Annotated in this window: 3 protein-coding genes; 1 reads left to right on the top strand and 2 read right to left on the bottom strand. The window is 67.0% G+C overall.

Going from position 1 to position 2,740, the window contains the following annotated elements; all coding sequences use genetic code 11:
- Positions 1–422 (bottom strand): aminotransferase class III-fold pyridoxal phosphate-dependent enzyme (locus HC022_RS23380; RefSeq protein ID WP_167454003.1); only part of this gene is annotated, 422 nt, incomplete at its 3' end.
- Positions 419–1,420, bottom strand: a complete 1,002-nt coding sequence (locus HC022_RS23375; protein WP_167454002.1) for a phosphotransferase enzyme family protein — start codon at positions 1,418–1,420, stop codon at positions 419–421. The genes HC022_RS23375 and HC022_RS23380, both read right to left, overlap by 4 nt.
- A gap of 199 nt (positions 1,421–1,619) precedes the next feature.
- On the opposite strand from HC022_RS23375, the gene HC022_RS23370 reads away from it, so the two are divergent.
- Positions 1,620–2,740, top strand: a 1,121-nt coding sequence (locus tag HC022_RS23370; protein ID WP_167454001.1) for a PotD/PotF family extracellular solute-binding protein, incomplete at its 3' end; no start/stop codon positions are given.

The raw sequence follows: 2,740 nt of genomic DNA, 5'->3' as shown, positions 1-2,740 counted from the left end.
TGCGCGCCGCTCGCCGCCCGCGCCACCCGCAGCGCGAGGTCGTTGGCCTCGCTCCCCGAGCAGGTCATCACCACGTTGGAGAGTGCGGCGGGGAGCTTGTCCTTGAGCGCCTCGAGGTAGGCGTCGACCACCTCGACGATGTAGCGGGTGTTGGTGTTGAGCACCGCGATCTGGCGCGACACCGCCTCGACCACCGCCGGGTGGGAATGCCCGACCGAGGGCACGTTGTTGTAGAAGTCGAGGTAGCGCGTGCCGTCGCGGGCAACCATCCAGGCCCCCTTGGCCGAGACCATCTCGATGGGCTCGCGGTAGAACAGCACCGACGCCGCTCCGAGGTTGGCGAGCCGCCGCGCGACGGCGCCGGTGCCGCCCTGCGTGGCGTCGAAGGCGTTCATGTCGAGGATCTGGCGGACCTTGCTCATGCGCCCTGCTCCGCGAGATAGGCCTCGGCCAGCGCCACCGTGCCGTCGGTATAGGCGGCGAGCCCGGCCGCCGCCGCGGTCTCGGTCTCGGAATGCGAGGCGATCCAGGCGGTGAGCAGCAACCGGCGGAACAGGATGAAGGTGGGGATCATCGCCACATGCTCGTCCGAGAGCTGCGCCACGCTGCGGTAGCCCCGGACCCAGGCCTCCTGCAGGGCGGGGATGTAGGGTTCGGTCTCGAGGAAGGACACGGCGGCGGCGAAATCGTAGATGAACCACGAGAAGCCGCAGTCGTCGAAGTCGATCACCCCGAGCCGGTCGCCGTCCTGCAAAAGGTTCGCGAGTCGCAGATCCGCGTGCACGAGGCCGAAGCGGTCGGGACCCGCGCCATAGGCGGCGAGCCTGGCTTCGAGCACGTCGCAGAGCCGGTCGAGCACCTCCTTCTGCGCCGGCGTCATGCCGAGCGCCGCGCGCCAGTCGCCCCAGAGCGGGGCCGGGCCGAAGGAGGTCTCGAAGTTCCAGGTCTTGCGGGTGAAGCCCTCGGGCGGGGTCCAGTCGCGCACCTGCCGGTGCAGCCGGGCCGAGATCGCGCCGAGTATTTCGAACCCCTGCGCCAACCCCTCGCTGGCCTCGGGCTCGCGCCCGGACATGTAGGTGAAGGCAACCACGTGGCGGGTCTCGTCGCCATCCTCGAACGAGGCGATGTGGGTGCCGTTTCGCGCCAGCAGCGGCTCGGGCGTCTCGACCGCGCCGCCGTCGCGCAGGGCGTTGATCCAGGCGAGCTCGGATTCGATCTCGGTCCTGGTGTGGTAGGCGGGACGGTGCACGCGCAGGATCAGCGGCGAGTCGCGCTCCGGGTCGCGGGCGATGAAGGTGGCGTTCTCGGAGAGGGTGAGAAGCGTGACCTCGGTCGCCGGGCTCAGGTCCCACTGGTCCGCAAGCGATACGACCCCCTGTCGCAAGCGCTCCACGAAGCCGTCCTCATACAGTCCTGCCATGCCGTGCCCTTTTTCTTTGCAATCCCCTCATTTGCTAGGAGGAGAATCTGTGGCTTGCAACATTTTTGCTTGCCTGTGGAGGTTCTCGCCGGAATCATCCTAGTCAGATGCCAGAATTTCGGCATTTCTCCAGAATACCGCCAAGCGGAAACGACGGGCCGGCAGATGACCGGACCGCGCCAACAGAGAGGAATTTGCCATGAACCTGTCCCGTCGTGCCTTTACCGCCGGTCTCGGGGCCGCGGGGGCGTCGTCGCTGCTGCCCCGCGCCGCCCGTGCCGCCCGCGAGAACGAGCTGAACATCCTGTGCTGGGAAGGCTACAACACCGATGACGTGCTGGGCCCGTTCCGCGACCTGCATCCCGGCGCCACGGTGCGCGCCGAGAGCGGCACCTCGGATCCGGACATGATCAACAAGCTGCGCGCGGGCGAGGTCAACGTCTGGGATCTCATCAACCTCAACCAGCCCTGGGCGCGCGGGCAGCTGATGCCCGAGGGGCTCATCAAGCCGCTCAACAAAGAGCGCTTCCTGCCCTATTTCGAGAAGATGGCGCCGGAGTTCTCCAACCCCACCTATCCGCTGGCCTTCTCGCCTGCGGACGAGCTGATCGGGATGCCGCAGCGCTACGGGCCGTTCTCCTTCGTGGTGAACACGGATGTCATCAGCCGCGAGCTGGCCGAGGACGAGGGCTGGAAGATCTTCCTCGATCCGGCGATGGCGGGGCGCTACGGCGTGCTGACCTATGACAACTGGAACCTCATGCACATGTGCATCACCGGCGACCTGAACCCGTTCGAGCCGCTGGACGAGGCCGGGTTCGCCAGGTTCGACGAGGTGGCGAGGACCATCTTCGCCGGCGCCAAGCTGCTGACCGACGATCTTGTGGCGATGAACACCGCGCTCATCAACGGCGAGATCGACGCCTATTTCACCGGCGGCACCTACACCGCCTCGCCGGCGCGGCTGGACGGGCTGACCAACGTGAGGGCGATTACCCCCAGGTCCGGGCCGATCAACGGCAAGGGCGGCGTGGTCTGGATCGAGCTTACCTCGGTGGTGAACAATCCGCAGGGCTCGCCGCTGGCCGAGGATTTCCTCGAGTTCGTGCAGAAGCCCGAGATCTGCAAGGCCGTGGGCTTCGCCGAAGGCACCTACAACCCGGTGGCGCAGATGGGCGATCCGGAGGTCTTCGCGCTCTGGGACGAGGACGAGCTGGACGCGATCCAGTGGGACAGCCTCGAGGAGGAGATGGCCAACTCGGTCGAGTACGACGTGGTGACCGATTACGACAAGCTCATGGAACTCTACACCGCCGCGCG

The sequence above is a fragment of the Salipiger sp. HF18 genome (genome assembly GCF_011806505.1).
GTDB classification, from domain to species: Bacteria; Pseudomonadota; Alphaproteobacteria; order Rhodobacterales; family Rhodobacteraceae; genus Salipiger; species Salipiger thiooxidans.
This window is presented reverse-complemented; position numbering and strand designations above follow the sequence as displayed.